Source organism: Aeromonas sp. R1-1 (genome assembly GCF_040908495.1).
Classification (GTDB): Bacteria; Pseudomonadota; Gammaproteobacteria; order Enterobacterales; family Aeromonadaceae; genus Aeromonas; species Aeromonas veronii.
Window position 1 is genome coordinate 1 of record NZ_JBFODV010000082.1, and the last position, 5,315, is coordinate 5,315.

The following is a 5,315-nucleotide window of genomic DNA, read 5'->3' on the forward strand; positions in this document are numbered from 1 at the left end:
ATGCTGGAGCGTTACGGGAGGGGGGTGAATATCAAAGCATGTTTGCATGAGGCGCTGGGGCGCCCCATGCAACACGTAATTGGGACATAGCCTTTCAGATCCCGCTCGATATAGATGTCGAGGAAGGTGGCGGTACGACCGAGGGACATGGCCCCGCCATTTTGTGACTTCACCGCCGCCAGATAGGCAAAGTAGAGCCACTGCACCGCCTGCTGCGCCGTGCGTGCTGGCCCGGAGATGTCAAAGCCGTAGTTGGCCGCCATCTGCTTGATCTGCACCAGTGCCCGCTTGTGCTCGGCCAGCTCCTCGCGCTGGCGGATCACCTGCTCCAGCTGCTCTCCCCGCTCAAGCGCCGGTTGCAGATCGGCAAACTGCAGCTCCCGCTCACGGATTAGATAATCTATGCCATAGAGCGCGACCCGACGATAATCTCCGATAATGCGACCACGGCCGTAACCATCCGGCAAACCGGTCAAAATTCCTGATTTTCGGCAGCGCAACATCTCGGGAGAGTAGACGTCGAACACTCCCTGGTTATGGGTTTTGCGCAATTCGCTGAAGGTATATTCAAATTCGGGATCCATCTCCCGGCCATATGCTTCAAAAGAGCTGCGGATCATATTTACTCCGCCAAATGGGTGCAGTGCTCTTTTAAGGGGCTTGTCGGTTTGCAGGCCAACAATCTTTTCCAGCCCTTGCTCGATATAACCCGGCCCGTGGGCAGTAATGGTCGTGGCAATATTGGTATCAAAATCTACCGGTGCGTGGGTGGCGTTCTCGATACGGATCCCCTCCATCACCTTGTTCCACAAAGTGGTGGTCGCTTCTGTGGCATCCGCTAAAAACTGTTCGTCACCTTCATAGGGGGTGTAGTTCTGCTGGATAAAATCACGGACGTTGATCTCGTGCTTCCAGTTTTCACCGGCAAACCCTTGCCATGCTAGGCGGAATTTATCCTGATCCAATTGCATATCAACTTTCATCAAATAAACCTCATTCACTACTCATGACACAAGAGTGGAATATGTCAGACGCACTCGGCCTGACGAACCTGATGCCCCAGACGAATGGCATCCAGCGCGATCATTTTCTCTTCATTGGTGGGAATAACTGCCGCCAGTACCATGGACTCTGCCGCCGAAATCACCCGGCAGCCCTCGCTATTGGGACGCTGGTTAAATGGCTCGCTGATCGCTACGCCAAATACCTGAAGTCGTTCACACACCAGCTTTCTGATAAACGTGGAGTTCTCGCCAATACCGCCGGTGAAAATAATGGCATCCAGTCGGCGCAATGAGGTGGCATGACCGCCAATATGGCGGGCAATACGATGGACAAAAGCGTGAATGGCCAATTTCGCCCCGGGATGTCCTTCGTGATAGGCAGCTTCCAATACCCGCATATCGGAGGAGAGCCCCGAAATACCCAGCAGGCCGGACTGCTTGTTCAATATCCGTTCGATATCCTCGATGGATTGCCCGCTCTTGCTGGCGATATAGGCCAGCGCACCAAAGTCGATATCACCGCTGCGACTGCCCATAATCAGCCCCTCCAGCGGGGTCATCCCCATCGAGGTATCGACACTCTTGCCATCCTGTACCGCACAAATAGAGGCGCCATTGCCCAGATGGGCGATGACCAGACCGGCATGCTGCTCATCCAGCCCCATAAATACGCAGGCCTGCTCGGCAACATAGCGATGGGAGGTGCCATGGAAGCCATAACGGCGCACACCGTAATCCTGCAAATATTGATAAGGCAGCCCATAGATATAGGCTTCCGGCTTCAGGGTCTGGTGAAAGCCGGTATCAAATACCGCAATTTGGGGCTGGTCGGGAAATAGCTGGCGGGCGGCCATCACGCCGCTCAGATTGGCGTGGTTGTGCAACGGGGCCAGTGGCGAGACCTGCCTGATTTTGGCCAGTACCCGCTCGTCAATGATGGCCGCTTCGCTGAACTCATTACCGCCATGGGCAATGCGATGGCCCACCAGGGTGATGGCATCGAGCAAACCGCGCAGTTTCAGCTCTTCTGCAATCGCCGCCAATGCACAGCTATGGTTGTTTTCCGGCAAGGGAGTGGCCGGGTTTTTATCAATTTTCAGCTGGGGATGTTCGGTCTCGATACCATCGGCCATGCCGGAGATCACCACCTCGCAGGTTTTACTATCCAGTACCGAGAATTTGACCGACGAAGAGCCGCAATTGATAACCAGAACCAACGAATCAAACTTCATTACATCGCCTCGATATTTATGATGTCGAGTCACTGCAGTCAGAACATATTTACCACTGCGTGGTGGCCAAATAACGGATAGCCTTGCCCTGGGCCCAAATAATTGGGCCAACCAAGAACCGGTTATTGCGCGCTTCTGACTGCGCCATGCAGACCCCGCCAAGGGGTCAGGGTCTGAATGGCTGATGACTTGCAGAAAAGGTTTTCAGAACAGCTTGGAAACAATATTCAGGATGGTCAGCACACCGATGATGGTGACAAACACATTGCTGGCCTGGCCTTTATATTTGGCCAGCGCAGGTGTTTTGTTGACGGCATACATCGGCAGCAGACAGAGCAGGGAAGCGATGATCGGCGCCCCCATTGCCTCAATCAGGTCGAGGATGTTGGGGTTCACATAAGCGACCAGCCAGGTCGAGCCCATGATGAACAACATACTGACCATGTTGAGTTTTTTACTGGAAACCTTGCTCTTGTCGCCCTGGTAGCCAAAGCGGAGGATGAGGCCGTTCAACCCTTCCAGCGTCCCCAGATAGTGGCCGAAGAAGGATTTGAAGATGGCAACCAGCGCAATGATGGAAGCCGCATACTCCAGGGTGGTGGCAAATGCAGACTTGCTGCCAGCCAGCGAGGAGAAGTGGTTGGCCAGATAGGATAGCACCGGAATATTCTGGGCCTTGGCTTCCGCCATATTTTGCGGCGACAGGGTAAAGAGGCAGCTGAAGGCAAAGAACATCACCACGGCCACCATCAGCATGCTGGCACCGGAGATAATCTTCGAGCAGCGCTTCTCGGTAAAATCACGACCGAACTCCTGCTCATACTCTTCCCGTTTGGAGACGATGAAAGAGGAGACAATCGGCGAGAAGTTGAAGGAGAAGACCATGATAGAGATCCCCAACCAGACTGTGACCAGAATACCGTCGTGACCGAACATCGATATCTCGCTCAGATTGACCTGCTCAAAGACGGCACTGTTCCAGTACGGGACGAGGGAGAGGGAGATAACCACCAGACTGGCGATGAAAGGAAATACCAGATAGCTCATCACGCGAACCATCAGATCCTTACCGAAATAGATCACGAAGGCCATCAACAGCAGCAGCCCAAGAGCGACAACACCACGATTGAGCGGTGCCATTTGCAGTTGATGCTCCCAGAATGCCATGAAGGTATTGGTGATTGTCACACCATATATCCAAAGCAGTGGGCAGATGGCAAAGAAATAGAGGAAGGTAATCACTACCCCACCCATTTTGCCAAAATGCTCTTCAACGGTCTCGGTAATATTTGCCGATGGATTGCTGCCAGAAAGACATAATCTTGCCAACGCCCTGTGGCAATAAAATGCTATAGGGTAAGCCAGCACCAACATGATTAATATTGGTATCAGACCACCATATCCGGCCCGAATAGGGAAAAATAGAACACCTGCACCGATCGCGGTACCAAATAGCCCGAGTCCCCAGGTTGTATCCGACTTACGCCATGCTTTGACACTCTCTTTACTGCTGCTAACGACACTATCCAATATCATGACTGTATTCCTTACAGGCTAAATTGACGGATATTGTTCTGTTCGATAATTTCGGCGATCCGGGTCAGGTCAATATTGCCACCCGAAATAATGCTGACGGTCTTTTTGCCTTCGACATAATGTTTGAGTTTGCCACTCAGCAGCGCTGCCGAGGCCAGAGCTCCCGCCCCCTCGGTAATCACCTTGTTGCGCTGAATCAGGTCCACCATGCTGTGGCGAATATCATCTTCAGTGACCAGAACGATGTCATCGACCAGCTCTTTGACAATTTCATAGGTCAGGGTGCCGGGTCTTGCCACGTCACAGCCATCAGCCAGCGTGCTGCTGGTTCTGTGATTGGTCATGGTACCGGCATAAAAAGAGGCCGCCATACCGTGCACATTCTCGGATTGCACACCAATCACCTTGATAGTCGGATTAATAGATTTGATAGCCATGGCAACACCGGCAATCAAACCACCGCCACCGATCGGCACTATGATGTTATCGACATCATACAAATCTTCGATAATTTCCAGGCCAATGGTGCCCTGGCCGGCAATCACTTTTGCATCGTCGAAGGGGGGGATAAATACGCGGCCTTCCATCTCCACGATTTCGCTGACTTTGGCAATGGTGTCATTGAAGCTATTTCCATGGAGGATCACTGTGGCTGAATAGTCACTGGTTGCAGCAATTTTTGATTTGGGGGCACAGCAAGGCATGACCACCTTGGCATCAATTCCCAACATAGCACTGGAGAGTGATACACCTTGGGCATGATTGCCCGCCGAGCAGGCGACAACACCTTTTTGTCGGTCTTCCAGACTTAATGAACTGAGTTTGTTGAAGGCGCCACGAATTTTAAAAGAGCCTGTACGTTGCATGTTTTCAAGCTTGAGGTAAACCTCGCCATGGCAACGTTCGCTGATGTAGTTAGAGGGTAGTTGCGCGGTCTTGTATATATGATTGGTCAGTCTTTTTTTGGCTTCAGTAATATCATGAAGACCAATGGGCAGATTGCTATACATCTTCATCGCAAATCTCTTTTTATTTATTAATTTGTAGGGTTTTATTTCACAGGACGAAGCGATACTAGGTTCTATCAGTTGCAATTAATGTGAGCATAAACACAAAAAAATCTACAAAGAGACTGCGTTACGGTGAAATTATCAAAAAATGTGATGGCAGCAACACTTGAGTCCAAATGGATTAAAAAAAGTAATCAGATATTGGAAATATAATATAATTAACAACTCCAAAACAAAGCCGTAAATATTAGATTTTTCAGGGCAATTGCGTTGCTTTTGCAACCGGCAATCAGTTGCTTGCCTGCCAGAACCGGGACAATAAAAAAGCTCTGTCCCAATTACGTGTTGAAAGGCTAATCTTGAAGTAGGCCATCACCTCGAGGTCTACCATCATGGATACTCCAGCCTTTCAACACCTGTTGTCCCTCTTTCCCCAGCTAACCCTGCGCCAGCGTCGTGTTGCCCAGCAAGAGCTCACTGCACCCCACACCATTACCTCGCTCAATACTCAGTTACCGGCATCCCACATTGTC

Annotated in this window: 3 protein-coding genes and 2 pseudogenes; 1 reads left to right on the plus strand and 4 read right to left on the minus strand. The window is 51.1% G+C overall.

Annotation, left to right across the window (positions count from 1 at the left end; genetic code table 11):
• Positions 1 to 92 precede the first annotated feature (92 nt).
• The 4 genes and pseudogenes from AB5Y92_RS04795 to tdcB form a co-directional block, all read right to left on the minus strand.
• A pseudogene (locus AB5Y92_RS04795) lies at positions 93 to 983 on the minus strand (pyruvate formate lyase family protein); the annotation flags it as partial.
• Positions 984 to 1,027: 44 nt separating this feature from the next.
• Positions 1,028 to 2,236 (minus strand): propionate kinase, encoded by a 1,209-nt coding sequence (gene tdcD / locus AB5Y92_RS04800; protein ID WP_164536350.1) that lies wholly within the window; start codon positions 2,234 to 2,236, stop codon positions 1,028 to 1,030.
• A gap of 204 nt (positions 2,237 to 2,440) precedes the next feature.
• Positions 2,441 to 3,772 (minus strand): threonine/serine transporter TdcC, encoded by a 1,332-nt coding sequence (gene tdcC / locus AB5Y92_RS04805; RefSeq protein WP_033114429.1) that lies wholly within the window; start codon positions 3,770 to 3,772, stop codon positions 2,441 to 2,443.
• 11 nt (positions 3,773 to 3,783) lie between these two features.
• Positions 3,784 to 4,788 (minus strand): bifunctional threonine ammonia-lyase/L-serine ammonia-lyase TdcB, encoded by a 1,005-nt coding sequence (tdcB, locus tag AB5Y92_RS04810; RefSeq protein WP_164536349.1) that lies wholly within the window; start codon positions 4,786 to 4,788, stop codon positions 3,784 to 3,786.
• Positions 4,789 to 5,174: 386 nt separating this feature from the next.
• On the opposite strand from tdcB, the pseudogene AB5Y92_RS04815 reads away from it, so the two are divergent.
• Positions 5,175 to 5,315: pseudogene (locus AB5Y92_RS04815) on the plus strand (IS1595 family transposase); the annotation flags it as partial.